18 protein-coding genes are annotated in these 25,513 nt (G+C 69.3%); 9 read left to right on the top strand and 9 right to left on the bottom strand.

Annotated features, from left to right (window positions below; genetic code table 11):
- Window positions 1–47: 47 nt before the first annotated feature.
- Window positions 48–2,072 (top strand): methyl-accepting chemotaxis protein, encoded by a 2,025-nt coding sequence (locus ACODTW_RS07630; RefSeq protein WP_488945367.1) that lies wholly within the window; start codon window positions 48–50, stop codon window positions 2,070–2,072.
- Between the two features lie 24 nt (window positions 2,073–2,096).
- Window positions 2,097–3,041 carry a LysR family transcriptional regulator gene (locus ACODTW_RS07625; protein WP_488945366.1) on the top strand — a complete coding sequence of 315 codons (945 nt, stop codon included), beginning with the start codon at window positions 2,097–2,099 and terminating at the stop codon, window positions 3,039–3,041.
- Here ACODTW_RS07625 and ACODTW_RS07620 read toward each other — a convergent pair.
- The 9 genes from ACODTW_RS07620 to ACODTW_RS07580 form a co-directional block, all read right to left on the bottom strand.
- Window positions 3,004–3,492 (bottom strand): HPP family protein, encoded by a 489-nt coding sequence (locus ACODTW_RS07620; protein WP_488945365.1) that lies wholly within the window; start codon window positions 3,490–3,492, stop codon window positions 3,004–3,006. The genes ACODTW_RS07625 and ACODTW_RS07620 overlap by 38 nt on opposite strands.
- A gap of 164 nt (window positions 3,493–3,656) precedes the next feature.
- Entirely contained in the window at window positions 3,657–4,295 is a 639-nt protein-coding gene (locus ACODTW_RS07615; protein WP_488945364.1) for a CIS tube protein, read from the bottom strand.
- Complete coding sequence (locus tag ACODTW_RS07610) at window positions 4,292–5,533, bottom strand: eCIS core domain-containing protein (RefSeq protein ID WP_488945363.1); 1,242 nt, start codon at window positions 5,531–5,533, stop codon at window positions 4,292–4,294. Before ACODTW_RS07610 ends, ACODTW_RS07615 begins: the two co-directional genes overlap by 4 nt.
- A gap of 257 nt (window positions 5,534–5,790) precedes the next feature.
- Window positions 5,791–7,767 (bottom strand): ATP-binding protein, encoded by a 1,977-nt coding sequence (locus tag ACODTW_RS07605; RefSeq protein WP_488945362.1) that lies wholly within the window; start codon window positions 7,765–7,767, stop codon window positions 5,791–5,793.
- Between the two features lie 9 nt (window positions 7,768–7,776).
- Window positions 7,777–8,745, bottom strand: coding sequence for a Pvc16 family protein (locus ACODTW_RS07600; RefSeq protein WP_488945361.1), 969 nt, complete (start codon window positions 8,743–8,745; stop codon window positions 7,777–7,779).
- Entirely contained in the window at window positions 8,745–9,095 is a 351-nt protein-coding gene (locus tag ACODTW_RS07595) for a hypothetical protein (protein ID WP_488945360.1), read from the bottom strand. Before ACODTW_RS07595 ends, ACODTW_RS07600 begins: the two co-directional genes overlap by 1 nt.
- Window positions 9,092–9,823 carry a hypothetical protein gene (locus ACODTW_RS07590; protein ID WP_488945359.1) on the bottom strand — a complete coding sequence of 244 codons (732 nt, stop codon included), beginning with the start codon at window positions 9,821–9,823 and terminating at the stop codon, window positions 9,092–9,094. Before ACODTW_RS07590 ends, ACODTW_RS07595 begins: the two co-directional genes overlap by 4 nt.
- Before the next feature lie 63 nt (window positions 9,824–9,886).
- Entirely contained in the window at window positions 9,887–10,435 is a 549-nt protein-coding gene (locus ACODTW_RS07585; protein WP_488945358.1) for a phage tail protein, read from the bottom strand.
- Window positions 10,436–10,452: 17 nt separating this feature from the next.
- Window positions 10,453–12,954: a phage tail sheath family protein gene (locus ACODTW_RS07580; RefSeq protein ID WP_488945357.1), complete on the bottom strand. Its 2,502-nt coding sequence runs from the start codon at window positions 12,952–12,954 to the stop codon at window positions 10,453–10,455.
- A 285-nt stretch (window positions 12,955–13,239) separates the two neighbouring features.
- On the opposite strand from ACODTW_RS07580, the gene ACODTW_RS07575 reads away from it, so the two are divergent.
- From ACODTW_RS07575 to ACODTW_RS07545, 7 genes are read left to right on the top strand one after another with little or no spacing between them, the layout of a single operon-like run.
- Window positions 13,240–13,527 carry a hypothetical protein gene (locus ACODTW_RS07575; RefSeq protein WP_488945356.1) on the top strand — a complete coding sequence of 96 codons (288 nt, stop codon included), beginning with the start codon at window positions 13,240–13,242 and terminating at the stop codon, window positions 13,525–13,527.
- Window positions 13,528–13,542: 15 nt separating this feature from the next.
- Window positions 13,543–14,805: a hypothetical protein gene (locus ACODTW_RS07570; RefSeq protein WP_488945355.1), complete on the top strand. Its 1,263-nt coding sequence runs from the start codon at window positions 13,543–13,545 to the stop codon at window positions 14,803–14,805.
- Window positions 14,805–15,704, top strand: coding sequence for a phage baseplate assembly protein V (locus ACODTW_RS07565; protein ID WP_488945354.1), 900 nt, complete (start codon window positions 14,805–14,807; stop codon window positions 15,702–15,704). Before ACODTW_RS07570 ends, ACODTW_RS07565 begins: the two co-directional genes overlap by 1 nt.
- 19 nt (window positions 15,705–15,723) lie before the next feature.
- Window positions 15,724–16,071: a GPW/gp25 family protein gene (locus ACODTW_RS07560; RefSeq protein WP_488945353.1), complete on the top strand. Its 348-nt coding sequence runs from the start codon at window positions 15,724–15,726 to the stop codon at window positions 16,069–16,071.
- A 9-nt stretch (window positions 16,072–16,080) separates the two neighbouring features.
- A complete protein-coding gene (locus tag ACODTW_RS07555; protein ID WP_488945352.1) occupies window positions 16,081–18,402 on the top strand; it encodes a baseplate J/gp47 family protein in 2,322 nt (773 codons plus the stop codon).
- Complete coding sequence (locus tag ACODTW_RS07550) at window positions 18,399–23,639, top strand: hypothetical protein (RefSeq protein WP_488945351.1); 5,241 nt, start codon at window positions 18,399–18,401, stop codon at window positions 23,637–23,639. The genes ACODTW_RS07555 and ACODTW_RS07550 overlap by 4 nt, the downstream gene beginning before the upstream one ends.
- Window positions 23,632–25,500 carry a hypothetical protein gene (locus ACODTW_RS07545; RefSeq protein WP_488945350.1) on the top strand — a complete coding sequence of 623 codons (1,869 nt, stop codon included), beginning with the start codon at window positions 23,632–23,634 and terminating at the stop codon, window positions 25,498–25,500. Before ACODTW_RS07550 ends, ACODTW_RS07545 begins: the two co-directional genes overlap by 8 nt.
- Window positions 25,501–25,513: the final 13 nt, after the last annotated feature.

Raw genomic sequence — 25,513 nt, 5'->3', positions numbered from 1 at the left:
CTGACGCAGGGGCGCAGGTTCGACCAGACATTGTACGGGTTCCCATCATGCGTTTCGGTGTCAGCCAGAAGATCATGCTTTCCAACCTGCTGGTGCTGTTGCTGCTGGCGGCTGCGACTCTGCTGATGATGCTTGGGGCCGGTCGCCAGCAAAAGCAGATCGCCGCGGCCAACCATGCGGCCGATCTGGCGGCGGTTCAGGCGCTGGATCTGGTGTCGACGACCCGGCTGCTGAACATCAATCTGGTGCAGATTCAGCAGTGGCTGACCGATGTGTCAGCCACCCGGGCGCTGGATGGGCTGGATGACGGCTTCGCGGAGGCGGAGAAAGCCCGCACAGGTGCGCATGAGAACCTGAAGCATGCCCGCGAACTGGCCAAGGCCATCGGGCACCAGAAGCTGGTCGCCGAACTGGACCAGGTGGGGCAGACCATCGAGCCCTTCTATGCCCTGGGCATGAAGATGGCTAATGCCTACGTCAAGGACGGTCCCGCTGCCGGCAACAAGCTGATGGGTGAGCTGGACGGGCAGACGGAAGCCCTGTCCGCGGCGCTGGACGCCGTGGTGGCGGAGGTTGACGGGATCGCCGCCAAGGCCGTTGACAATATGCATGGCGAGCTGGGCAGCGCCGTGACCATCGCCGATGATCTGTCGGACCTGTCGGTTCTGCTGCTGATCGGCGGTGTGCTGGCGTCGGCTGTGATCATGCTGGTGCTGCATCGCCATGTGGTGAAGCCGCTGATCGGCATTACCGACGCGCTGACCCGGATCGGTGATGGTGATCTGGCGGTGCGCCTGCCCGCCGCCGGTGGCCGCCACGACGAGATTGCCGACATGGCCCGCGCGCTTTCCATCCTGCATGAACGCACGGCCGACAATGTCCGCCTGCGGGAGCAGCAGGCCCAGGCCGAGGCAGCGGCCCATGCTGACCGCGTCACCGCCCTGACCGGCATGGCCGACACGGTGGAGACGGAATCGCGCACGTCCGTGGATCTGGTGGCACATGAGGCCGAAACCATGGACGAGACGGCCGCCGCCATGGAACAGTCCGCGGCCCAGGTCAGTGACAATGCCCAGAACGTGGCGGCCGCTGCCGAGCAGGCCTTGGCCAATGCTGAGGCCGTGGCCAGCGCCACAGAGCAGTTGACGGCGTCCATCGGCGAAATCAGCGCCCAGGTGGCCCATGCCATGACCGTCAGCCGACAGGCCGTGGAGGGGGGCGAGCGCACCCGCGAAACCATCGACAGCCTGCGCGATGTGGTCAATCAGATCGGCGACGTGGCCAACCTGATCCGCGACATTGCCGGCCAGACCAACCTGCTGGCGCTCAATGCCACGATCGAGGCGGCGCGGGCGGGCGAGGCCGGCAAGGGCTTTGCCGTCGTCGCGTCGGAGGTGAAGAGCCTGGCCAATCAGACATCCCGCTCCACCGAGGAGATCACGGCCAAGATCAACGAGATCCAGGAAGCCACCCATGCCGCCGTCCAGGCCGTGGAAGGCATCAGCGGGGCCATCAACGCCATGGACCACATCTCCTCCACCATCGCTGCTGCGATGGAGGAACAGTCGGCCGCGACCAAGGAGATCGCCCGCAACGTGCATGAAACGGCCAATGCCAACCGTGAAGTCTCCCGCCGCATCGCGCTCGTCTCCGACGAGGCGCATGGCACGGGGGAGAAGGCACGGATGCTGCGCAGCGTTTCCACGCGCGTGACCGATGGGGTGAATAATCTGCGCCAGACCCTGGTCCGCGTCGTGCGTACGGCCATTTCCGATGTCGATCGCCGTGGCGAGGACCGCTTTGTATTGGGTCAGTCCGCAGAGGTGGAGATCGGCGCCACCCGCAGCAAGGTGACGATCGTGAACCTGTCGGGCGGCGGCGCCCTGCTGGCAATGCCCGGCGCCCGCGCCGGACAGTCGGGACGCCTGCACTGGTCCTCCTTGCCGGGCCCGGTCGCCTTCCATATCGTGTCCGCCCGCGAGGAGGATTGCAGCATCTGCTTCGATCTTGACGGGGCAGCCCGCCGCGATCTGTCCCGGCGTCTGGAGGCAATGAAGCTGCAGGCGGCCTGACCGGCCGGCAGCGACGGGAGTGGCATGGACCGTTTCCATGAGATTACAGTGTTCGTCGCCGTCGCCGATACGGGCGGCTTCGCCAGCGCCGGCCGGCGCCTGCATCTGTCACCGGCCGCGGTCACCCGGGCCGTGGCGGCGCTGGAGGAGCGGCTGGGTGCGCGACTGGTGAACCGTACGACGCGCAGCCTGTCGCTGACCGAGGCAGGGTTGCGCTTTCTGGACAGCGCCCGTCGCATCCTGGCGGAATGGGATGGCGCCGCGCGTGAGGCCGGGGCCGGTGGCTCGGAAGCGCCGACCGGCCATCTGAGCCTGACCGCCACCGTCACCTTTGGCCGGACCTTGCTGGGGCCGGTCGTCAGCAGCTTTCTGGCCACCCACCCGACCGTCACGGCGTCGGTGCTGCTGCTGGACCGTGTTGTCAATCTGGTGGATGAAGGCATTGATCTGGCCATCCGGATCGGCCATCTGCCCGACAGCGGCCTGGTGGCGCAGAAGGTGGGGCCCGTGCGCCGGCTGCTGGTCGCCAGCCCGGACTATCTGGCCCGCCATGGCACGCCGCGGACGCCGGGCGACCTGCGCGATCACCAGATCCTGGCCTTCACCGGCATGATGCCGGGCCGGCAATGGCGGTTTCAGCGCGACGGGCGCGTAGGCACGGTCGATCTGCATCCACGGCTGGAGATCAACGACGCCTTTGTGGCGCTGGAGGCGGCCGAGCGTGGGGAGGGCATCACCGTCGCGCTTTGCTATATGGTGGGCGAGGCGTTCCGCACAGGGCGGCTGGTGCCCGTGCTGATCGATTTCACGCCCGATGCCGTGCCCGTCCATCTGGTCCATGCCCAGGGTCGCATGGCCGCACCCAAGGTTCGCGCCTTCATCGACCATGCCGCCCCCCGGCTGCGGATGGAGCTGGATCGGGTCTGGGATTTCACCACCAATATACTGGATAGGCTCCGGGACGCGTGACCCGGTGCCAGGTCCAGGCGGCCAGGACCAGCAGCACCGTGCCGGCCAGCACCGGCGTGACCAGGAAAAGCCAGCCCTGTCCCGTCATCATCACCAGCAGCGGATCGGCACCGGCCGGCGCGTGGGTGGTGCGGGTCGCCATCATCAGGGCGATGGCCAGCCCGACCCCCAGCGCCATGGCCAGTGGCCCGGTGCCCGCCAGCGCCATGACCGCCAGACCGACAGCGGTGGACAGAACATGCCCGCCGATGACGGCACGTGGCTGGGCCAGCGGGCTGTCCGGCGCGCAGAATAACAGCACGCAACTGGCCCCGAACGGCGCCATCAGCAGGGCCGTGTCTGTCAGGCCCATGATCGCCAGCAGCAGACCGACCGCCAGCACGCCGCCCGCCGCAGCGCGCAGGATCACGGTGGGGGCCGGCCGTGGCGGCGGCCCCTTTCTCACTTCCATCGTCATTTCAGAAAAACCTCGGATGCGGGCGCGGTCGTTGGCGGACCGGACGGTGTTTGGAATGGCCCGATCCTGCGTGATTGCCCCGCCGGGCGGAAGCCATGGTGACCGCAATGAATCATTTCACTGGGCGTAATAATGATGCGGTGCCGTCGGGGCTTCCTTCAGCTGCCCGTGCTGGATGCCGCGGGCGGCGGGAACAGCGACAGGATGTTGGCCAGCCCTTCCTTCGACTGCTGATAGGTCTTGTAGGACTGGTAGGCGGGGGAATTATAGGTCGTGTCGGAATAGCTGAGGACGCGGGCTGACAGCGATACGACCGCGCGCAGCGGGTTCAGGTCATTGTCGAAGGCCTGTTCCACAATGCTGAAGGATTGCAGTGCCACGGGCACCACGCGATTGCCCCCCAGAACCAGCAGAACCGGCGGGACGGCGATGGGGGCAATGGCCATGGTGCCCGTGCTGAGCGCCGCCAGGGACGTGTCGACCTGGGTCATGGGCGGATAGATCAGCGTCTCCATGGCATAGAGCATGGGGTAGAGGCCGCTGTCCTGACCGACCACGGCAGGCAGCAGACCGGCATTGTAGCAATCCAGCTCGATCTCCAGCACGAAGGTTTCGGTCGGGGCACCGGTGAACTGCACCGCTTCGGAATGACCGCCCGGCTGCCCCCCCACGGTAGCCGCCTGCAGGGTGCGGCGCACGGCGGCCGGATTGAACTGGAACGGAATCACGGCGACGGGCGCATAGGTGGTGGGGTCCAGGCGGACGATGCCGCCGGGCGCGCTGGGGCCATTGCTCATGCCGGTGCCCCCTGGGCGCTGCTGGCAGCCGCCGCCTCGGCCTTGTGCTTCTCATGCCGCTCGCGCAGGGCCTCCTTGGCCTGCTCCTCCTCTTGGTGCATCTCCTTGAAACTGCGGTAGGTGGGGGCATTGGCTGTCAGCGGCGACATGGGGGCATCCGGGGTGATGGTGGGGCCGGGATCCGGCTGCGGCAGGTCGGGGATGGGCAGGGGCGGCGGGGAGGACGGGTCCCCCCCGGGCGCCTGCTGCTGCTGTGCCCAGGGCACGGTGGGCGCAGGCGCCATCGGTCCGGCTCGGCCCGCCGCTTCCAGCTGCTTGGCCAGGTCACCCATCTGGGCCATGGCCTGTCGCAGGCCATCATCGGTCTGCGACAGGGCGGGTCCGGCCCCGCCCTGGCCCGCATCCAGGTGGTTGGTCACGAATTTGTGCCGCTTGCGGCTTTTCTCGATCGCATCATCGGGGATCGGTTCCTCTTTCCCGGGCGCCGGCTTTTTCGGCGCTTCGGTCTTCGGCTGCGCCGGTTCCGGCTTTGGCGGTTCCTGTTCCGGCGGCTCAATGATGGCGTTGGCGCGCGGGCGGGTTTCCACCGGCGCCTGATCATGTTCCGCCGCGGCCGGTTCCGGCCGGCTCAGGGGCATCATCTCAATGCCCTCTTCCTCATCCGTCCGGCGTCTGTCCCTTTTCGGTGCCCGCTGCACGGCGGCGCCAGAGGAGGGCGGCGACGGGGCTGCCGTGGCGCTGCCCCCCCAGCCGGGGGCCCCGTCGCCCCGCATCACGCTGGCGGCTGTCTTTACCGCCTGCCGTTCCAGCTCCGGATGGGGGTCGACGGCGACGCCATCGGCCGGGCGCCGCACCTGGCCATGGCGCTGTTGCAGCACATGCGTCAACTCATGGGCAAGCAGCGACCGACCCTCACCGCTGTCCAGGCGCGGTGCCTTGCGCGGCATGAAAATACGCTCACCAGCGGTGAAGGCGGCGGCATCGTAGGCCTCTGCCTCATCCCCGTGATGGATGCGCACCCGGCCGAAGCCGGCACCAAACGCCCGCTCCATCTGCTGTCGCACGGCGGTGGGCAGGGGCGCGCCCCCCGCCGCAGACAGGAGATCACGGGCGGACGGGCGGTGGGGGGGCGTGTCGGCCCGCTGGACAACCGCCCCCGCCGCGGCGTCGTGCTGCACACCGGCCGGCGACTGCGGGCGTTTTGCCGAGGTGTCAGTGACGGCGATCCGTTCACCCATCGCTTTGGCATCTCCCGCACGAGGGGGCGGCGAACCGTCCCCAAAGGTGCGCTTGGTCCTATGACATCTTCGCGCCGATTATGACCAGTGGCAGAGGGGATGTCACGGCAAACCCTTGGCTGGCGCAGAGCCGCAATGGCGAGATCAAGACTGGGCAAAGCGCCATTTTTTCTGCATTCAGCCGACACAGGAAGCAAGGAAAGTGGAGCACCGCGTCTGCCGCCGCCGGGGCGGTTTCCGATCAACTGAAAACCGCCCTATGTGAACAGCCGCACCTCGCTGTCCGACATGGGGCGTCCCTGCTTGGCATATTCGCGGCGCACGGCGGCCAGAAGATGGGCCGGGCGCAGCACCCCGCCATCAGCGGCGGCGGCAAAGGCCGCGTTCAGGGCCACCACCCGGATTTGCCCGCCCGACAGGGCCAGCCGGGCCAGGGCGTGACGATCCACCCCCTGCATGGGCACACGGTCGGGCAGGGCCTGACGCCAGAGCTGTTCGCGCAAGGCCGCATCGGGAAAGGGGAAATCCAGCACGAAGCGCAGGCGGCGCAGGAAGGCCGGGTCCATGTTGTCGCGCAGGTTCGTGGTCAGGATGGCCAGCCCGCGATAGCTTTCCATGCGCTGCAGCAGGTAGCCCACCTCCATGTTGGCGTGGCGGTCGTGGCTGTCCTTCACCTCGCCGCGCTTGCCGAACAGGGCGTCGGCCTCGTCGAACAGCAGCACGCAGCCCCCGGCCTCCGCCCCGTCGAAGATGCGGGCCAGATTCTTCTCCGTCTCGCCGATATATTTGCTGACCACGGCCGACAGATCGACGCGGTAGAGGTCCAGGTTCAGTTCGGTGGCCAGGATTTCCGCCGCCAGGGTCTTGCCGGTGCCGCTGCCGCCGGCGAACAGGGCGGTGATGCCCATGCCGCGTTCGCCGGGCGGGGCCATGCCCCAGGTCTGATGGACCAGGGTCCGGTGCCGGATCTGGGCCGCCAGATCCCGCAGGCCTTCCGACAGGACGGGCGGCACGACCAGACTGTTCCAGCCGGCATCGCCGCCCACGCGTTGGGCCAGCCCGTCCAGGCGGGTGCGCGCCTGTTGCCGGCAGGCGGCCCAGACGGCGGGCAGCCAGTCGTGGGAGGAGCCGCGGCGGTGGCCCTGCTGGTCATCATCGTCATCATCATCGTCAGGACCGGCGGCCAGACTGGCGGCCCCGCGAAGGTTGGCGATATCCAGGTCGAAGGTCTGGGCCAGACGCTGTACCGGGTCGGGATCGGGGCTGACGCCGATGGCATCGGTCAGGGCATCGGCCCACAGCCGTTCCCGCGCGGCGCCGTCGGGCCGTGGCAGTTCCAGGGTCAATCGCGGGCGGCTGCCCGGCAGGCGGGCATCCGATCCCAAGATGGCCAACGGTTCTTCGGTCATGAAGGCGAAGCGGCTGGCGGCCTCCAGCGTCTCCGCAGTCGGTCGGTCGGGCAGTTCCAGCACGCCCACCCCGTCCACCAGCCGCGCCAGCCGCCGCCAGCGGCGGTACAGCGCGCGCAAGGGGCCGGGCTGATGCGGCAGGGCACCGGCATCGATGCGCCAGACCGGCTGGTCCAGTCGTTCCCCGACCAGCGCCAAGGTGGAGATCGCGTCCGCCATGTCGCGGGTCAGCAGATGCACCAGCGGCCGTTCCGCCTCTGCCCCGGTCCAGGCCGTGACGATGCGGTCGGCCACGGCCCTATGGTCGGGCAGGACGGTGGCGGCCTGCTGCAATGGCTTGATGACGCCATCCAGTTCCGGATCGACCAGCATGCCGTCCAGCAGGAAATGCAGCATGGCCTCGTCGACCCCGACCGGGGAGCGGACGAACTCCGTCGCCTTGTCCAGATGGATCAGGTCGTTGTCGCGCAGGCTGGCCGATGGTCCCAGCGCCGACCAGCTGGCGCCATCCAGCACCGACAGGACCAGTCCGACGGTGGGCCGTGTCCATTGCGGGTCACCCTGCGCCGCGGCGCAGGCCGACGCCGTCTCGGCATCGAATTCCACCCCCGCCGCCAGCAGCAGCGCGTCGCGTTCAAACGGTTCCAGGTCGAAGACGTGGACCAGCCTGTCGATGGTGGACAACAGCCGGCTTTCCGGCACGGGCAATGCCCGGCGTGGCGGTTTGCCGGCCGCACGGTCCAGCAGGCCACCCAGCCGCGACAGATGCGCCAGCAGGACCGCGCGGTTGTGGCGCCGCCATTCATCGGGGGAGAAACGCGCCATCGCCCCCCCCTAGGTGACCGGGATGGTCAGGACGGGGCCGTTGAAGCGGCCATCCGTGCCGCGTGTCAGCCGGCTCAGCGCCCCGTCATAGCCGGCGCGGACCAGATAGGTGCCGGCCGGCGTGCCGGTGAACAGGATCTCCGTCGCCCCTTGCGCCTTGCCGGTACCATAAAAGGCGTAGGACCGGCCGCCGGCCAGCGGGTGCAGTTCCAGCGTCACCGCCTGTCCCCATTGCGGGGCGGGGTCCAGGATCACGGCCACCCGCCCCGTCAGGGCCGTGGCGCTGCCCGACCGCTCGATCAGGCGGATGCTTTCCAGGCTGGGAACGGTCGGCGGCGGCGGCGGGGCCGGCGCCACGGGGTTCTGCCGCTGCACCGTCGGGGCGATGGCGGCGGATGGCATGCTGGGTTCCGGCACGTCGTCGGTTTCCAGGAACGCCGCCGTGACGCGGTAGCAGACCGACAGGGCATAGGGCACTTGCGGGAACGTGGACCAGAGGCGCGACAATTCCTCCACCGAGAAGCTGTGCGGCGTCACCTGGGCCTGATGCAGGGGGAAACGTGGGTCGGGCCGCACGCCGAACAGGCTGGCGGCACGGTTGATGTCGTCGGGGGTGAGGATCGGGTGCGCATTCAGCGCCGTCATGGCCGCCCCCAGAAGCTGCTGCGGCTCCATCCGCTCCACATCGTCAGCCCCATGGAAGCTGCAGAGATAGAACAGGTCCAGGGCCAGGGATGGCCGGGCCAGCAACTGTCCGTTGCTTGTGCGCAGCGGCAGGTCCAGGTTGCGGGCATAGGCGTTGGGCACCGTGTGGAACAGGAACAGGTTCACGCGCGGCTGCGGGATGGCATCGGTGCCATCCGGCCGGCCCGTGGTGACCAGCGCACGCGCCAGTGGTCCGTCGATGCGGTTCAATCCATCCTGGACGATCTGCACCAGCGTCCGGGTGATGGAAGCCACCATGGAATAATCGCCCATCAGCGCTCTCCGCGCCGGGACAGGTAATCATCCAGGCCCAAGGCGCCCGCCTGTCCGCGACGGCGGTCCGGTGGGGCGGGGTGGGGTGCCGGCTGGGGCGGGGGGGCGGTTGCGGTTGCGGGGGGGCGGGCGGCATGTCGGGCCGGTGCCGGTTTGGGTGCTGCCGGCGGGGGGGCGGCCAGAGCCGCCAGAGGGGGTGTGCCGTCATCGGGCCTGTCGGCGGCCACCAGCAGCGGCATCAGCGTCCCGCGGCGGGCAAACGGGTCGGCCACGATCATCTGCAAGGGCGGGGTGGCCAGCGCCTGCAGCCCGAAGACCCGGTCGATGCGCTTGTCGAAATAATCGCTCATGCCTTGATCCGCGACAGGTAATAGGCGCGCGCCGCCGGGGACAGGGACAGGATGTCGGCTGCACCCCAGCCATAGGCCGCTGCCAGCTCATGCACCTCGTCCAGCAGCCGGTGCGCCATGCGCGTCAGCTCGCGCCAGAAATAGGCGGTGATGTCGAAGGTCACCAGCCATTGATGCCGGCAGGCCGGGCAGGACAGGGCGAATTCAAGGTCGGCCATGGGATCGGCGGTCGCCAGTGCCTCTGCCAGGGCGGCCAGGGCGTCATCCGGCGGCCGCTCTGCCGGTCCCTCGGCCGACAGGATCACGGCGCTCGCCAGGGCCACACGAGCCTGGACGCGCGTCTGGCCCGGGCGCAGAACCGCCAGATCACGGCTGCAGACGGGCCGCGCCGCCAGCCGCCAGTCCCCGTGCACCACCTCCACCCGGTCGGGCGGTGGCGGCTGACCGGGTGGGGCCAGTTCGTCGGTCGTGGCCGTGAATTCCAGCCGCTCCCCGCAGGCCGGGCATTGCACGCCGATGGGATATTCATCACCCAGAAGTTGGCGGCGCACGTCCAGCAGCAACCGGTCGCGTAGCCCCAGCGGCAGGGCCGCCAGATCGGTCCAGGCCTGTCCAGGCTCGGCATGGGCCAGGATCAGCAACGCCCGGTCGGCGTCGTGACGCCCCTCCCCGGCTTCCCACAGGGTCAGCAGTGCGGCATTGGATAAAAGGCCAGGCGTTCCGGCCATGCGTGGCCCCCCGGCCCCTGGTTGATCGATATCGGTACGGACCAGCCCGTTGCGGCCCGCCGCTTATACCAGTGGGTTCTTCGCCGGCAGCACGAAGCTGGGTTCCGCCACGTCGACGATGGTGTCGTCGCGTTCCCAGCCCTCGTTCTGCAAGGTGATGCTTTCCACGACCAGCGCGTTGCCGACGCCGTCCAGTTCCGACATGCCGTGGAATTCCGACACCCAGCAGCGATGGAGATTATAGGCCAGGACCTTCATCCCCGCCTCGTTATAGACCTCGATCGTGATGTCCTTGCGGAAATCCAGAAGCGAGGTGTTCTGGCCGACGGCGCTGGTGGAATTGGTCCAGTCGAAGACCTTATTGGCCCATTGTTCGAACGTGGTGTCGTAGGAGACACCGCGTTCCAGCGTGATGGGACCATAGCTGGTCTGACCGGGGGCGAGATGGATGGGGGAGGGGTCGCCCCCTTCCCGGTGCTGAATGACCTGGGTGGAGCGGGTGAGACCGCTGACCTTGCTGACGCCCAGCACATAGGTGTTGTCCCACTTCACCTTGAAGCGGAAATTCGCGTATGGCGTCAGGCGTTGCGGGTTCTTGGGGAAAAGCGGCATGGCTATATCCTCTGGGCTCAACCGGCCTGACCGGCGATCTGCTGGACCGTGACGACGACGAATTCGGCCGGGCGGACCGGGCAGAAGCCGATCTGCACATTCACGATGCCGCTGTCGATGTCGACCATGGTGGTGGTCTGGCTGTCGCATCTGACGAAGAAGGCCTGATCGGCGGAGGTGCCGAACAGGGCGCCCTGCTTCCACAGGCTGGCCATGAAGCTGCTGATCTGCAGCCGCAGCGATGACCACAGGCGCTGGTCATTGGGCTCGAACACGGCCCATTTGGTGTTCGTCAGCACCCAATCCATGATGTAGAGCAGCAGGCGGCGTACCGGCACGTAGTTATATTCGTCGCCCAGCGCATCGGCGCCGCGCAGGGTCCGGGCCCCCCAGACCACGGTGCCACCGATGGGGAAGGTGCGCAGGCAGTTGATGCCTTGCGGGTTCAACTCACCATTCTGTGCGTCGGTCATGACATTTTGCAGACCGACGATGCCGTTGATGGCGGCCGTCAGGCCGGCAGGGGCCTTCCAGACGCCCGTCTGGCTGTCGGTCGATGCCCAGATGCCGGCGATATAGCCGCAATTGGGCAGCACGCGCGTGGCGCCATTGGCCAACGGATCGACCGCCACGATGCGCGGGAAATAGACGGCCGAGGACCGCCCCTCCTCCGCCCCGAACGAGCCCAGGTCGTTCAGGCTGATGCCCGGCACATTGCCGGCCTTGAACTTGTCGGCCCATCCTGTCGGCGGGTCGATGATCAGCATGGCGTTGCGCTGCACGCAATATTCCGCCGCCGTCTGATAGATGAACGGATCGGTGTCGCCATCCATGTCATCGGGCGGAATGCACATGATGTTGAAGATCGGCACCTGCTCCATGGCGTAGATGCCGGTCTTCAGCGCCTCATTGCCCAGATAGGTCATGATGTCCAGCGGATCGCTGTCCTGTCCGCCGCTGCCGGTGCCGGCCGCGCCGTCACCGGGGTCGACCACGGTCCCGGCCGGGGCGGGCATCCGGACATAACGCGCCTGCTGTTCCAACACATTGACCAGATAGCGCGAGGCGCCCTTGGGGTTCACCGTGACCGCCGCGAAGCTTTCGGTGGAAACCAGACCCGTCGGGTCCATGTATTCCACGGTCAGATTGAACCAGTCGGCCTGGGTCAGCCCGTATTTGGCCACCGTGGCCGGGCCGATGCCGGCCGTGTCGATGGAAACCTTCAGGCTGTTGCCCCAGGAACCCGGATTGGCGGCGTTCAGGATCAGGCTGGCGCTGTCGGGCCAGTTCTCCTGGATCCAGGCGGCGGCGGCGTCCCAGGCAGCCAGGGCCACATCCTCCGATCCTTCCAGCGGGGCGGCCGGCATGGTCAGTGCCGTCAGCACGGCGGTGGCGGCGCCGGCCACCGCCTTGTCGGCGTCGCTGGCCGTCGGTGCGTTTGCGGCGGTAACCAGCGGATCGACGATTTTCGTCTTCACATCGCTGATGATGGCGGCGATCGCCTTCGTCACATCGGCCGGGCTCGGCGGATTCGACGGGTCGGACTCCAGCGTCACCAGGGCTTCGAACAGGGTGCCGCTTGTGGCCTCCTTGGCGGCGGCGGCGGCACCGTTGTTGTAGCCATGCACCGCATCCACCAGATCGGCGCCGCCCAGGCTGTTCAACTGGGCATCGGTGGTGACGCTGCTGTCCAGGGTCGGCACGCCGGCCTTCAGGGCCTCATCCATGCCCGTGGCCAGCGATCGGACCATGTCACTGACGGTGCCGTTGGCGGCCATGATCTCCTTCAGCTTGACCACGGCGGACCCGGCCGGTCCGCGTGAGAAATCGCTGACAATCCCCTGGGCTGCGGCCAGCATGACGGCAGTTTTGTTGTCCGCCAGGCTCTCGCCCAGCATCGACAGGGCACCGACCATGGTCGACAGCGCCTGATAGACCGGGTTGATGGCATTGATGGCGATGCTGGCGGTGAATTCCGGAATGGCATCGCCGCTCAGCCCGCCAACGGCTTTTGCGACAGCGGCCTGATCGGTCAGTGTCGTCAGGTCCAGCGCGTTCACCTGCCCGATCAGCCGGTTCAGCACCCAGGCGTCATTGCCCATCTTGCCTTGGGCGGCGGTGGTCAGGCTGGCCGCGGCGGCGGCCTGTGCGGCCTTGCTGCTGGTGGCATTGGCGGCCGCGGTCTTGGCGGCGCCCAGCCAGCCCACGACGCTGGTTTCAAGCGCGCTGCGCACGTCGGGGTCTTCCACGTCGGGGTGGAACAGCCGCACGCCATAAGCCTGCGCCCCGCCATTGTTGAAGAAGGCCTGGGCCTGATAGCTGATCGAGCTGTCCTCGAACAGGCCACCGAGCATGCTTTGGAAGTCGCCCCAGCTGTTCAGCAGCACCGGCTGGTTCACCGGCCCCATCAGGGCGCGCCCGACAAAGGCTGTCAGTGCCGTGGGCACAGGTGCGTTGGGCGGTGCCGGCTGCACGATGGATTGAACATAAACACCGGGGTAGGAGACGGTGATCGGCATGACTGACCCCTGGCCGTTGCACTGGATAGCAGCCCCTGTCAGGGCGGGGGCGCCTGATCGGGCATGGAAAGCCCGACGCCTGCGGACAAGGGGTTGGCCGAGGGCGCGTCATCGAGGCGGGAACGGTCCGAAGGCTAGCAGGTCATAAGCCTATGTCAACCTTCTGATTAGCATCATTTTCAACTCAGAGGATTGCGAAGCATATGCGTAGCGGTGTAATCAACAAGACCCGTGGCGGTGTTGTGACCACCGGCGCGTGTAGTATGGTGTGCAAAGGTGAACCGCATGGCCAGCCCCAACAGCCGATACAAGGACACGCCCGTCCTGACGCTGGACCAGCCCGGCGGTCAGGTTGTGCGCTATTACGGCCGGTTTTCCGCCCCGCGGCTGGTCCTGGCACCGGGCGCCACGCTGCAGGTGACGGAAGGGGTGCGGCTGGACCAGATCGCGGCGCGCGTGCTGGGCGATCCGCTGCTGGCCGACCGGCTGCTTTACGCCAACCCGTACCTGGATCCGCTGGATTGCGTGGCCAAACCCGGCCGCCGGTTGTCCATCCCGGCGCCGGGCCGCTGACGGGGAGGGGCGGGCATGGGCTTCGCCGTCACGCTGCTGCTGGGGCCCGGCAACCCGATGCCGGTTTCCCTGATGAACGCGCTGGACAGCGTGGAAGTCACGCAGAGCGACCGTGCGCCCAACGGTTTCCAGCTGACCTTCACCACCCCGCGCACAGCCGCCGACGTTCCCGACTATGCCGTGCTGGCCAGCGGGTCGCTGAAGCCCGGCCAGCGCGTCATCATCCAAGTGACGGCCCCCACGACCAGCCCCGTGCTGATCGATGGGTTCGTCACCCATGTGCAGCTGCAGCCACCCACGGTGACGGAGGAGGCGCGGATCATCGTGACGGGGGAGGACCTGTCCGTTGCAATGGATGTGTATGAATATTCCCTGGAATATCCGCTGTTGCCCGACAGTGCCATCGCCGCCCTGATCCTGGAAAAATGGAGCGGGCTGGGCATCACGCCCAGTGTCGACCTGACCCAGGGCATCGTCACCAACCTGTTCGGCGTGACCCAGCAGGCGGCGACCGACCGGGCCTTCCTGAACCAGTTGGCCGCGCGCAATGCCTGTGTCTTCTGCATCCAGCCGGGCCAGACGCCAGGGCAGAGCACGGCCTATTGGGGGCCGCCGCAGCGCACGGCCACGCCGCAGCCCGTATTGACCGTCGATCCGTCGGCTGGCACGGTGACGCAACTGGTCGCTGAATATGACGGCACCGCCGCCACCCTGGTCTATGGCATGGTCATGGATACGCTGACCGACCTGCCCTTGCCGGTGATGACCGTAGGCAATACCCGGTCCGGCACGCTGGCCGCCGACACGCCACTGACCCCCGTCAGCTTTTCCTTTTCCGTTTCCTCCGTCGCCAATCTGGCATCCCAGGCGCTGTCGTCGGTGGAACAGCTTGTATCCGGCGTGGCCGGCACCCTGTTGGGCGGCGGTGGGGACAGCATCTCCCTGCTGAATTACCGGCTGTTCATGCATCAGGGCATGAATGTGCTGCAGGCCTATAACGCCGCCCAGTCCATCACCGACGCGTCTGCCGACAATGTCTCCACCCTGAAGGGGAGGCTGGACGCCCTGCGCTATGGCGGGCCGCTGGTGGCGCCGGGTGTGGTCGCCCTGGCCGGGGCCGGCACCAGCTTTGACGGGCTGTGGTATGTGCAGAAGACCACCCATTCCATCTCCCGCGGGGCCTATGTCCAGGAATTCGCCCTGACGCGCGACGGCTGGCAGTCCACCCTGACCACGGTGCCCAGCAGCCAGATCGGCTTCAGCGCGGGGGCCACCTGATGCCGGAACAGGGCCCCCGCCGCTTCTATGGCAAATATCGTGGCATCGTCATGGACAATGTCGACCCGATGCTCCTGGGCCGTGTCCTGCCCGATGTGCCGTCGCTGCCCGGCATGTTGCTGAACTGGGCCCTGCCGGCCTTCCCCTATGGCGGGGAACGGGTGGGCTGGTTCGCCATTCCGCCCATCGGCGCCACCATCTGGGTGGAATTCGAGGGTGGGGACCCCACCAGCCCGATCTGGACGGGATGTTTCTGGACCGATCCGCTGCTGGTGCCGATCGATCCGGCCATACCCTCCATCAAGGGCATGGTCACCGAATTCCTGACCATGAAATGGGACGACACGCCGGCCGAAGGCGGCTTCACCCTGCGCCTGATCGAACCGGTGGCCCCGGAATATATCGAGCTGACGGCGGGGGTGGAGGGCATGATCCTGACCATGCCCAACGTGACCATCGCCGTCACGCCGGAAGACATCTCCATCGACATCCCTGAAACCACGATCCAGATCACCGAGGAAGCGATCGTCATCGAGACGCCGGAACTGGAGATCACGGCCAATGTGACGATCGAAGGACCGGTGGAGATCACCGGCAATGTGGAAATCACCGGTGCCGTGGAAATCACGGGCGATGTGGAAATCACCGGCGCCGTCGAAATCACCGGCGATGTGGAGATCACAGGCGCTGTCGAGATCACCGGAGCGGTGGAGATCACGGGGGCGGTGGAAATCACCGGCGATGTCAATATCGTCGGCGCCACACAGGTGGAGGGGGAGGTGAACATCCTGGGCGCCCTGTCGGTGGAGGGTGATGGCAATTTCTTAGGCGCCCTGACGGTGGAGGGGGACGAGGCGGTTCTCGGCGTGATCGAGGGCGTCATCGTGCCGCCCTTCTAAGCCGGAAAGGAAGACAGCCATGCATATCGCCTTTCCCTTCGCTTTCTCCCGGGGCCATCTGCACGGCACCGATCGCCACAACTACATCGTGCAGCTGATCGAGCAGGTCCTGTTCACCGTGAAGGGTGAACGCGTCAACCGCCCGGATTTTGGCTGCGGCATCCAGTATCTGGTCTTCCAGCCGGAAAATACCGAACTGGCGGCGGCTGTGCTGTTCATGGTGCGCGGTGAGCTTCAGCGCAATCTGGAAGGCGTGGTTCAGATCGAGTCGGTGGAGGCGGAGACGCGCGGGCCGGTGCTGCAAGTCACCGTGCGCTATATCGACCCGCAGACGCAGACGCGCCATCTTGCGCGCTATCAGCATTAGGGGGCGGACATGGTTCACAAACCCGTTCCCGCCCTGCCATCCTCCCCCGTGCCCCGCCTGCCCGGTGTTGTTGCCTGGACCGAATGTGTGGCGCTGGGTGGCGGGCGCTGGGCATTGACCCTTTATTTCGATCTGCCGCCCCCGGAGGCGGGGATGGAGATGGAGGCGCCGCCGCTTTCCTGCCTGACGCTGGAACGGGCCGATGGCACCGGCCGGCCGCCCGTCGCGCTGACCGATCTGCGCTGGACCGTGCCGGGCCAGGCGCTGGCCGCGACCCTGGTCCTGTCGGCCACGGGCATGGAACGGTCCATGCTGGACGATCGTCTGCGTCTGCGGGCCGACCTGCCTGCCCTGCTGGGCCCCGTCGGGGCCACCGTCCTGTTCTATCTGCCGCCCGAGTTGGTTCCGGGACCGGAGCTGACGCGCGACATCGACTATCTGGTCAAGGATTACAACGGCTTCCGGTCGATGATGCTGCGCCGCCTGCGCGCCGACCAGCCGGCCTGGACCGACGCCTCTCCGGCCGATCCCGGCGTGATGGTGGTGGAGGCCCTGGCCTATACGGCGGATTACCTGAGCCTGTATCAGGACGCTGTGGGTGTGGAGGCCCATCTGGCAACCGCGCGGCTGCGCCGGTCGCTGGCCCGGCATGCACGGCTGCTGGGCGTGCGCCTGCGGGAGGGGTGCGTGGCGCGCGGCTGGGTGCGGATCCGCGTCAATCGCGGCTTCACGCTGCCGGCCGACACGATCCTGATGGTGGCGCCGGGGCTGGAGCGGGTGGAGGCGCTGGACGGCCATCGCTGGCGCCATGCGCTGGAACGCGGGCATCAGGCTTTCACCACGCTGGGCAATCTGGCGCTGGAGCCGGCGCTGAACCTGCTGTCGCTGGCCGATGTCCGTGGGGTGGCCGTGGCCCGTGGCGCCCGGCATGCGCGCCTGTCCCTGGACACCGCCTCCCTGGCCCTGCTGGAACGCGCGGCTGCCGGCGGTGCTTCTGGGAACTGGACCCTGCCCGGCGCATTGCTGGGGCTGGAAGCGCCGGACGGACAGGCGCATCTGGTGCGGATAACCGGCCTGGAGCGGCTGCGCACCCCCCCGGGCGGCAATGGGATATTGGTGGAACTGGCCTGGCATGCCGAGGATGCCCTGCCCTTCACCCTGCCGGCCATGCAGGATGGGAGGCGCGCCTTTGCCTATGGCAATATCGCGCTGTGCCAGGGCGGGTATTGGGAGGCGGCCAGCCTGCCGCCGGTCCCGGACGAGGGGCCGTACCGGCCGGGACTGCCCTGGACCAGTCTGGTGGCCGCCCCCTGTCTGCCATTGCCGGGTGCGCCGGTGTCCGCCGCATCACTGCTGTCCGCGGATGCCGATACCGCGCGGTTCGGTCTGCGCCTGACCGACGATCTGGGCCGGCCCTGGACCATCGTGCCCGATCTTCTGTGCAGCGGGCCCGACGATCGGCATGTGGTGGCGGAGCGGGAGGAGGATGGCGCCGTCACCCTGCGCTTTGGCGACGGGGTGAACGGGCGGCTGCCGGCGCCCGGCACGCGCTTTGCCGTCCAAGGGCAACTGGCGGCCCAGCCATCCCCCGTCATCCGCCGCGACGGGGTGGGCACGTTGGTGGCGCCGGCCGGGCTGGACGAAGGACGGCTGCGCCAGGATCTGGCCGGGCTGGGCAATCCGGTCCCCATCCGCGCCGCCCTGGCGCCGGAGCCGATGGAGGCGGCGCGCCGTCGGGTCGCCCGCACCCGTCCCTTCCTGTTGACCTGCGCGCAGCCTGACGATTACGTCGCCGCCGCCCTGTCCGTGCCCGGCATCGCGGAGGCGGTGGCGCTGCCGTTGGCGCCACCGGCGGGGCCGGGCGTGACCGTGCATGTACGGGCGGCGGGATCGCTGTGGGTGCCGGGGCCGCTGCTGGACCGGGTGCGCATCTATCTGGAGGAACGGCGGCTGGCCGGCCACCGGCTGGACGTGGTGGGACCGAAGCTGGCCCCGCTGCTGGTCGGGCTGGAGGTGGTGGCGCACAACCGCATGCCGGCGTCGCTGCTGCGTGCCGCCCTTGCTGCTGCCTTCGCCAGCGATGGTGACGGCTTCTTTGCGCCCGACCGGCAGGTGTTCGGCCGGCCGCTCTACGCCAGTGCCCTGGTCGCCCGGGCCATGGCCGTTTCCGGTGTCGCCGGAGCCCGTGTCACCGACCTGCGCCGGCGTGGCGTGCCGCCCGGCGTCGTCCCCGCCGCGCTGATCCCCGCCCCGGGCGAACTGGTGCTGGTGGCCGGGGGCGGAGAGGAAGGCGGCGGCCTGGATATCCGGATCGTGGGGGGCGGGGCATGAGCCGGCATTGGCACGTCACGGGCGCGCGGGCCGGATTGGCCCCCCCCATCGCCCCCACCCCGCCCGGCCAGAACAGGTTGGACTGGCGGCTGGGCCGCTGGGCGCAATTCCGGGCGGAGATGCTGGCCCGGCTGCATACCGTGGAGGTGCCGTCCGCGGATGCGGACCGCGGCACCTGGCAACCCTATGCCGACCTGCCCGCCGATCCGTCGGCCGACTGGGTGTCGGCCCTGGTCGATGCCTGGGCGGAGGTCGGGGACATCCTGTCCTTCTACCAGGAACAGCTGCTGAATGACGGGTTCCTGCGCACGGCGCGCGATCCGGCGTCGCTGGACATGCTGCTGGGCACCGTGGGGGCCCGTCGCGGCGGGGCGGTTGCCACCCCCGGTACCGCCATCCTGGACCCCGGCTGTGCGGCAACGGCCTGGTTCATCCTGACCATGCATGAAGGGCGGGGCCTGCCCACGCGGGCGCTGCTGCCGGCGGGCAGCGCCATCCGGCATGTGGATGTGAAGAGCCAGCGACCCGTCCTGTTCGAAACGGACAATGCCCTGACCGTGCGCAGGGAATGGAACGCGCTGACGGGTTACGTCCCGCCCCCACCGCCGCCACGCCAGCTACCCGCTGCCGTACGCGGCCTGCGGCTGACCGGCACCCAGCCGGGTGTGGCGGCGGCGGCGCACCTGCTGCTGACGGGACAGGGGGCGGACGGCACGCCATTGCGCCTGCTGCGCACGGCCCAGTCCCTGACGGAACTGCGGTCGCTGGGGGTGACGGAACTGGTACTGGCGGCCGATGCGGCGGAACCGGCCGTCGGACAGCCCCGTCTTTATGCGTTCGACCGGCAGGCCGCCATCTTCGGGGCCGACGCGCCGGCGCTGGACAGTCTGCCGCGCCCGCGCCGTCTGGAACAGGGGATCGCGGCCGGGGGGCTGTTCCTGCTGCCGCCCGACAGTGCCGATCTGCCCGATGCGCCCTGGCACGCCGTGAACCAGGACATTCCCACGGGCCAGTTCGCGGCCGTGCAGCCGCTGGACGGTGGCGACGTGCTGCTGTCGACCAGCGATGGGCTGCTGCTGCGGACGCGGCTGGACGCGGCCTGGACGCCCAGCCGGGGCGGACTGACCCAGCGCGGTTTGCAGATGCTGTGTGATGACGGACAGGGCGGGGTTCTGGCGGGCGGGCCGGCCGGGGCCGCCTTCCGCAGCGACGATCCGCGCCGGGGCTGGAACTCCCTGGCCGGGGGCTATGTGCTGGATAATTCGGGCAAGCACCCGGCCCCGGCCCGCGCCGCCCTGCCGGCCGAACAGGTGCGCCGCCTGATGCCGGTCGCCGCCTTTCCCGGTGGGGGCGGAATCATGGCCCTGACCGACAGCGGCCTGTTCCTGCGCCGACAGGCGGGGGCTTGGCTGTGCGTGCGCTTGACCCGGCTGCTGGCCGGCACGGACAAGGACATGCCAACCCGCTTCGCCGATGCCGTGATGGGGGCTACGGGCCATGTCGTGGCCGTCTGCCATGATGGCGGCATTGAACGGCTGGGCGTGAAGGACGCGATCCTGCCGCCCCCGCCTACCGCCGCTGCCGCCCCGGCAACCAAGACGAAGCCCCCGGCCCCGGCCAGGAAGCAGGGGCCGTCGCTGCTGCGCCGGGGCCTGATCTGGCTGGGTCATGTGCTGATGCTGCCGGGGCTGGCGGGGCGGGTGGAACGGCAGGTCGGGCTGGCCGCGCGCGCGCTGTGGCAGACGACCAGACGCGAATGGCAGAAGCTGGAGGCCGCGGATGGCCGCCTGTCGGGTCTGGGGACCCGCAAGCCGCACAGTCTGGTTCCCTTGTCCGACCGCCTGGGGGAGGGGGGCCTGCTGGTCGCGACCGACCAGGGCTGTGTGATGTATGATCAGCTGGACCGGCTGTGGGAAGCGTCGACCGGCCTGCCACGGCGCCCCGGGGACGCCTTGCCGCCCGTGCGTCAGATTATCGGCCTGACGCTGCATGGGGTGCGCCGGGCCGTCGCCCTGATTGACCCCGCGGAGGATGGCACGGGCGGGGGTGTGTTCCTCTATGACCCGGACAGCCGGTCCTGGACCTGCATCCGCAGCGTGACGCCAGCCGACGGGCCAGGCCTGCTGGGCGTATCGGCATCGGGCTGGCTGGCCTTCGCCCAGACGCCGACGCCGGTGGCCGAATGGCCGGGCTTCGCGCTGGGCGGGCCGGCCCCCCCCGACATGGAGGCCGATGGGCAGCCTGTGCTGGACCTGGATGCGCCGGGTCTGGCCCTGGCACCCGGCAGCTGGCTGGTCCTGCGCGATCCCGACAGCGGACATATCGCGGCCATGAATGTCATCCGCGCCTATCCTGTACAGGCCAATGCCTTCGCGCGTAATCGCCGTGTGTGCCGCGTCCTGCTGGAAGTGCCTTCCGGCGTGGATCTGGCCGATTTTCCACGCCGGACCAGTCTGGCCCTGGCCGCCAGCCGCGAACTGCCGCTGGCGGGCGGGGCGCTGATGCCGCCACAGCCCGTGGGTCTGACCGACCGGGTTTCCGTGCAGGGGCTGGTCACGGGGCTGGATGACACCAGCAACAGCCCGGATGCCGTGCCCGTGCGGGAGGTCCCGGGGCCCCGTTCGGCAACGGCAACGCCGCCGGCCGGCCGACAGGTGCTGGCCGCCGTGAAGCCGGTTGTGCTGACGGGGCGGCCGGCACGGGTGGCGCCGCTGCTGCTGGGTGGGGTGCAGAGCATCATTCCCGGTGCGTCCACGCGCCCGGCCCGCGCGCTGGCGGGCCATGACCTGCTGGCCCTGACCGGCACGCAGGCGGCCCTGTGGGCGCTGGATGCGGCCGGCCTGCTGCTGCGGTCGATCGACCAGGGTGTGACCTGGCAGCCCGACGCGGGCGGCGTGCCCGCCGGGCCCGCCCCCGCGACCCTGGCCGGTTATGGGGATGTCCTGTGGCTTGCGGGCAAAGGTGGGGTGGCCTGGCGCCGGGACGGCGATGCCGGCTGGACGCCCGGCCCCGCGCTGCCGCCCGGCTATGCGCCGGCCTGCCTGCTGCCCGACGGGCAGGGCGGGGCGTGGATCGGCGGCCCCACGGGGTTGCTGTCATTGGTCGGGACCACGGGCTGGGCCCGCTGCGGTGGCGGCGACCTGGACCCCGGCGCCTGCGTCACGGCCCTGTCCCTGCTGGCCGATGGTACGCTGGCCGTGGGCACCGATGGTGACGGCGTCCTGCTGCGGGCACCCGGACAGCCGGGATGGCGTGCCGCCAATGACGGGCTGGGATCGAACCGGATCACGGCGCTGTCCGGCCAGGGCGACCGACTGCTGGCGGGCACGGCGGACGCAGGCGCATGGCTGCGGATCGGGGCCGACGGCGCCTGGCAGCCGGTTGCCACCGGATCGACCCGGATCGATGCAGCGCTGCTGACCCCATCCTGGCTGGCCGTCGGCGGGGAGGCGGGACTGACCCTGTGTGCCGGTCCCACGCTGGACCAGCCGATGGCCACCGGCATCGGTCTGCCGGGCGATCTGTCCTGCCTGCTGGCCCCGGCACCGGACCGGCTGCTGACGGCCGGGCGCCTGCGGTGGACGGCGGTACCCGGCGAATATCCGCTTCTGTCGCAGCAGGATCTGTTTGATCTGCCGGCAACGGAGGCGGACCTGCTGGACCAGGGGCTGGTCGGACCCCTGATCCGCCGCCTGTTCAAGGAGGCGCAGGACACCGTGCCGGACGATGCCGTCACCATCCGCGCAGCCGATGGCTGGGCACTGGTGACCGCTGACTGGTGCCGGTTGCTGCTGCCGACGGCGGGGGGGCTGCGCGCCCTGCGTCCCGGACCGGCGCCGGCCGCCATGGCTGGTACCGTGGACGCGCAGGGTCGCTGGTCCCTGGTGCTGAACAGCGCCGATGGCAGCAGCTGTCCGCTGACCGTCTGGCCGGACGAGCTGATCCTGCGCCCGTCGGGGGAGAAGGACGCGGTCCTTGCCTGCGTGCGGCAGGTGGTGGTGGCCGACATGCTGGGCGACGGGGTGGCGACGGTGCTGACCCTGGACAGCGCACCTGGCCTGGTGCTGGACCCCGACAGCGTGCAGCTGAACGCCAATGTCGTGGTGGCCAGCCAGGGCGAGAGCGTGCTGGACGAAGTGCTGGGCAATGGTGATCCCGACCGCGAAAGCCAGCAGTTCCAGCTGCGCCGCATGCCGCTGGTGTTCCTGCCCGGCGGTGGCCCGGATGCACGGCAAAGCACCCTGACCGTCAGCGTGGATGGCCAGCCCTGGCAGGAGGTGGGGGATTTCGCGGCCTGCGGTCCCGCCGACCATTGCTACCGCGTCATTGTTGACAGCGCGGGGCGCGCCACCATCCTGTTCGGCGACGGGCGCCATGGGGCGCGGCCCGGTTTGGGCACCGGCAATATCCGCGCATCCTACCGTGCCGGCATGGGGATGGTGCCCGATCCCGGCCCGCTGAACCGCCAGCCATCGGGCAGCAGTTCCTTCTCCCAGATCATTTCGGGCATGGCCGGATTGGCCAAGGATGTGCGCATGCTGCTGAAAAGCCAGGCCGTGCCGCCGGAGCAGGCATCGACCCTGCGCCTGGAGCTGATCGAACGTGCGATGGCGCCGGCCGGCCGCCTGATCACCCTGAACGACAATGTCCGCCTGATCGCCGACGATCCGGATGTGGCCGGCGCCCTGGCCGCCCCCGGCGTCGGCACCGGGGCGGACGCCCGTCCGTTGATCAGCGTGGCGGCCGCGGCGGGGGTGGAGGCGGGCGGCCTGATCGAGCGGCTGCGGGGTGAATTGCGGGCGGCCCAGCCCGTTGGCGCGCGCATCCCCCGCCTGCTGCCGGCCCGCGACCGGCCCCTGCGCCTGGTGGCCAGCGTCTGGTGGGCGGGGGCGGTGCCGCCCGATGCAGCCGACAGCCTGGCCAGCCGTCTTCTGGGGACTTTCGGGGCCACGGCCCGACCCCTGGGCCGCGACCTGTCGGCGGCGGAAATCCTGGCGGCGCTGCAGGCGGCCAAGGGCGTGGCCGGCGCCGAGATCCTGCTCCTGCACCCCGTGGGCTCACCGCCGGAACTCTGCCCCCTGATCCCCGCCCATGCCGGGGAATGGCCGGCCGAAGGACCGCCGCTGGGGGCGGAACGGGTCTATCTCTCCGATGGGCCGGGGCATCTGCTGCTGCATCTGGCCCCGGCCCGCGGCTTCGCCCCCATGGGCATCGATCCGGTGACCGGCCATGGATAAGGGTTATATCTTTTCCCTGCTGCCGCAGGTCCATCGCGCGCGTGACATCGCGCAGGGCCATCCGCTGGAAGCGCTGTTCACGGCGCTGGAAAGCCAGTCGCTGGCCCTGCATGCCAATATCGGGAGCCTCTATGACAACTGGTTCATCGAGACCTGCCAGCCCTGGCTGATACCCTATCTGGGCGATCTGGTGGCGCTGGACCCTGTGCTGGCCAGTCTGGAGCTGCCAGGATTGCGCACCCTTGTCGCCAATCTGACCGATTACCGCTCGCGGCGGGGCACCCTGGTCTGTCTGGGCCATGCGGCCACAGCCATTTCCGGGTGGAGCTGCATGGCGGTGGATCTGGACAATTTCCGGTCCGGCACCTGGGCGGCCGGCGCACCGCAGGCGGGAACATGGCGTATCCAGGCCCGGGGCGGCGATCCGGCGGCGGGTCTGGTGGCGGCGCGCAGCGTCGATCTGCGCCGTGGTGCGCCCGTGGCCGGCACCGGCATTCCGGGCCTGCCCGGTGGCGTGCCGGGCACAATGGGCCTGCTGGCCTGGCCCCTGCGTCCCGTGCGGCTTTACGGGGTGGAGGCCCGGCCCGTGGCGGAAGTGCCGGGGGCCTTTCACCTCAGTCCGCTGGGCATCGCCACCCCTCTCTATGTGCCGCCCGCCCGGCTGCCCGTGGCAGGTGCTGCCTCCGGCATCGCCGATCTGCCCCTGCCCTTGACGCGGGCCTGGCTGGCGGACTGGCTGGCCGATCCCATCAGCAGCAGCCTGCCGGACCCGCCCGTCGCCCTGCGCCTCTGCTACGGCGACAGCGTTGTGCCTGTGCCGGCAGACCGGCTGGTGCCCGCCGACCTGTCAGTGTGGCCGCCCCTTCCGGCGACGCGGGCCGAGGCTGATATCCAGGTGCTGCTGGACCCGGAACGGGGGCGCCTGCTGGTTGCCGGCGCCGTGCCCGACCGCGTGTTCAGCGACCATGCCCTGGCGATGGGGATGGATGTGGGCGGCGGCGGTTATGGCCGGGCGCAGCGGATGCCGCGTCGGCAGGAAGGCGCCTGGATCGTGCGCGCCGGGGCTGCGGGTTCTGCCGACTTTCCCGATCTGGCAGCCGCCCTTGCCGCCTGGCCCGCGCAGGCCGATGCCGCACGCATCATCATCACCGACAGCGCCATCCATCACCTGCCCAAGGCGGGCGCCGGCTTGCGGCTGGCCGGGCGGTCCCTGACCATTGTGGCGGCCGATGGCTGCCGGCCGTGCCTTTCCGGCGCGTGGCGGGTGGCGGCGGGGCCGCTGCCGGGTGCCCTTACCCTTTCGGGTCTGCTGCTGGACGGGGCGTTGACCCTGGTCGGCCCTGTCGATCTGACCTTGGCTGACTGTACCCTGATGCCGGCGGCAGGCCCGGCCCTGGTCGTGGATGCGAGCCCGGCCCGCCGCCGGCTGACGGCCAGCCATTGCATCCTGGGCCCCCTGGTTCTGCCCGCCCGCGGCGTCACCGGCCTGTTGCGTGAAAGCATCCTGGATGGCCGGGGCGGACCGGCCCTGCGCGGACCCGCGGGCCCCACCGACCGGGGGCCGGCCCTGGCGCTGGACGGTTGCACCGTGCTGGGGCCGCTGCGCAGTGTGCATCCATGCGAGTTGCGGGAATGCCTGGCGCTGGATCGGCCGGACGGCCGATCACCCCTGCGCAGCCGTGTTCTGGGCAACCCCGCCTATGCCATGCCGATCTTCCCTGTGGCGGATGGACGGTCGGCCGTGCTGCACCGGGGCGCCCACAGACATCTGCGGCTGGCCGGGAAGCTGGACGGCATCGGCCGCGTGCTGGAGAATTTCCTGCCGGAGGGACGGTCATGCCAGATCATGCTGATGATATGACCAGGACCGGCCG

This window comes from Niveispirillum sp. FG148 (assembly GCF_057809655.1).
Note: the sequence above shows the minus strand (reverse complement) of the source record. Positions and strands in the feature narration are given on the sequence as shown.

What these genes read in the sequence shown, in the direction of transcription:
- ACODTW_RS07630 (WP_488945367.1), top strand. Translation starts at nt 48, where the DNA reads ATGCGTTTCGGTGTCAGCCAGAAGATCATGCTTTCCAACCTGCTGGTG.
- ACODTW_RS07625 (WP_488945366.1), top strand. Translation starts at nt 2,097, where the DNA reads ATGGACCGTTTCCATGAGATTACAGTGTTCGTCGCCGTCGCCGATACG.
- ACODTW_RS07620 (WP_488945365.1), bottom strand. Translation starts at nt 3,492, where the DNA reads ATGGAAGTGAGAAAGGGGCCGCCGCCACGGCCGGCCCCCACCGTGATC.
- ACODTW_RS07615 (WP_488945364.1), bottom strand. Translation starts at nt 4,295, where the DNA reads ATGAGCAATGGCCCCAGCGCGCCCGGCGGCATCGTCCGCCTGGACCCC.
- ACODTW_RS07610 (WP_488945363.1), bottom strand. Translation starts at nt 5,533, where the DNA reads ATGGGTGAACGGATCGCCGTCACTGACACCTCGGCAAAACGCCCGCAG.
- ACODTW_RS07605 (WP_488945362.1), bottom strand. Translation starts at nt 7,767, where the DNA reads ATGGCGCGTTTCTCCCCCGATGAATGGCGGCGCCACAACCGCGCGGTC.
- ACODTW_RS07600 (WP_488945361.1), bottom strand. Translation starts at nt 8,745, where the DNA reads ATGGGCGATTATTCCATGGTGGCTTCCATCACCCGGACGCTGGTGCAG.
- ACODTW_RS07595 (WP_488945360.1), bottom strand. Translation starts at nt 9,095, where the DNA reads ATGAGCGATTATTTCGACAAGCGCATCGACCGGGTCTTCGGGCTGCAG.
- ACODTW_RS07590 (WP_488945359.1), bottom strand. Translation starts at nt 9,823, where the DNA reads ATGGCCGGAACGCCTGGCCTTTTATCCAATGCCGCACTGCTGACCCTG.
- ACODTW_RS07585 (WP_488945358.1), bottom strand. Translation starts at nt 10,435, where the DNA reads ATGCCGCTTTTCCCCAAGAACCCGCAACGCCTGACGCCATACGCGAAT.
- ACODTW_RS07580 (WP_488945357.1), bottom strand. Translation starts at nt 12,954, where the DNA reads ATGCCGATCACCGTCTCCTACCCCGGTGTTTATGTTCAATCCATCGTG.
- ACODTW_RS07575 (WP_488945356.1), top strand. Translation starts at nt 13,240, where the DNA reads ATGGCCAGCCCCAACAGCCGATACAAGGACACGCCCGTCCTGACGCTG.
- ACODTW_RS07570 (WP_488945355.1), top strand. Translation starts at nt 13,543, where the DNA reads ATGGGCTTCGCCGTCACGCTGCTGCTGGGGCCCGGCAACCCGATGCCG.
- ACODTW_RS07565 (WP_488945354.1), top strand. Translation starts at nt 14,805, where the DNA reads ATGCCGGAACAGGGCCCCCGCCGCTTCTATGGCAAATATCGTGGCATC.
- ACODTW_RS07560 (WP_488945353.1), top strand. Translation starts at nt 15,724, where the DNA reads ATGCATATCGCCTTTCCCTTCGCTTTCTCCCGGGGCCATCTGCACGGC.
- ACODTW_RS07555 (WP_488945352.1), top strand. Translation starts at nt 16,081, where the DNA reads ATGGTTCACAAACCCGTTCCCGCCCTGCCATCCTCCCCCGTGCCCCGC.
- ACODTW_RS07550 (WP_488945351.1), top strand. Translation starts at nt 18,399, where the DNA reads ATGAGCCGGCATTGGCACGTCACGGGCGCGCGGGCCGGATTGGCCCCC.
- ACODTW_RS07545 (WP_488945350.1), top strand. Translation starts at nt 23,632, where the DNA reads ATGGATAAGGGTTATATCTTTTCCCTGCTGCCGCAGGTCCATCGCGCG.